Genomic DNA, 1,213 nt, shown 5'->3' with positions numbered 1-1,213 from the left:
GGCGTATTGTTCGTGACTTCCGAAAACAACCGCACCGTCCCCGCCTGCCTGAAAAACGCCATCGACATCGGCTCCAAACCCAATGCCGATGTTGCCTGGAAAAAAACACCGGCCGGCATCATCAGCCATTCCGTCGGCAAAATGGGCGGTTATAGCGCGCAAAAAAATCTGCGCCTTGCCCTCTCATATTTCGATATGCCGCTGACTGGCCAGCCGGAAGTATTCCTCGGCAACTCGCCCACCCTGTTTGACGACAACGGCCGACTCATCGAATCTGCGCGTGAATTTGTTCAAGGCTATATCGACCAACTGGTTGCCTTGATTGAGAAAAACCCTAAATAATCGGGATTGAAGTATACAGGCCGTCTGAAAAACGAAATTTCAGACGGCCTCATCTTTTACAAAAAATCAGTTTTTCGACAGTTCCTAAATTTTTACTAATTGAGTGCGGTTATAATCAATCCACCCATCCTCCGGAGAACTTCCATGCGCGTATTATTGGTTGAAGACGATGCCATGATTGCCCAAGCCGTCAGTGCCAATCTGAAAGACACCGGCTACGCTGTCGATTGGGTCAGCCGCGGTTCGGAAGTTGCCGCAGCAGTGGCGGCGCAAGCATACGATTTGCTGCTCTTGGATTTGGGTTTGCCCGGCAAAGACGGTTTGGACGTATTGGCGCAAATCCGCAACGGCGGCTGTACCGTTCCCGTCTTAATCGTGACCGCGCGCGACGATTTGCACAGCCGGCTCAACGGCTTAGACGGCGGCGCAGACGACTACATCGTCAAACCCTTCGACATGGCGGAACTGCAAGCCCGTATGCGTGCCGTATTGCGCCGACACGGCGGACAGGCGCAAACGCTGCTGACCAACGGTATCATCACGCTCAACCCTTCCACCCATCAGGCGGAAGTGGTCGGGCAGGAACAGGCCATCATGCTCAGCAACAAAGAATTTGCCGTCCTCCAAGCCCTGCTGCTGCGTCCGGGCATGATTCTGTCACGCAGCGATTTGGAAGATAAAATCTACGGCTGGGGTGAAGAAGTCGAAAGCAACGCCGTTGACTTCCTGATTCACGCCTTACGCAAAAAACTCGGCAAAGAAGCGATTCAAAACGTCCGCGGGGTCGGCTGGCTGGTTGCACAAAACAACCAAGCCGTCTGAAAAACCACAACAATATCAACACACAAACCATGCAACGCCTTATCCACAC

At 53.0% G+C, this 1,213-nt stretch carries 2 protein-coding genes; both read left to right on the top strand.

Translation table 11 applies throughout. The features are described 5' to 3' along the window. Positions 1 to 342 (top strand): NADPH-dependent FMN reductase (locus ACTHUM_RS14655; RefSeq protein WP_440403242.1); only part of this gene is annotated, 342 nt, incomplete at its 5' end. 144 nt (positions 343 to 486) lie between these two features. After that, on the top strand, positions 487 to 1,164 hold the full coding sequence (locus ACTHUM_RS14650; protein WP_070607137.1) for a response regulator: 678 nt from the start codon (positions 487 to 489) through the stop codon (positions 1,162 to 1,164). Positions 1,165 to 1,213: the final 49 nt, after the last annotated feature.

The organism is Neisseria sp. P0021.S006 (assembly GCF_051956895.1).
This window is presented reverse-complemented; position numbering and strand designations above follow the sequence as displayed.

What these genes read in the sequence shown, in the direction of transcription:
- ACTHUM_RS14650 (WP_070607137.1), top strand. Translation starts at nt 487, where the DNA reads ATGCGCGTATTATTGGTTGAAGACGATGCCATGATTGCCCAAGCCGTC.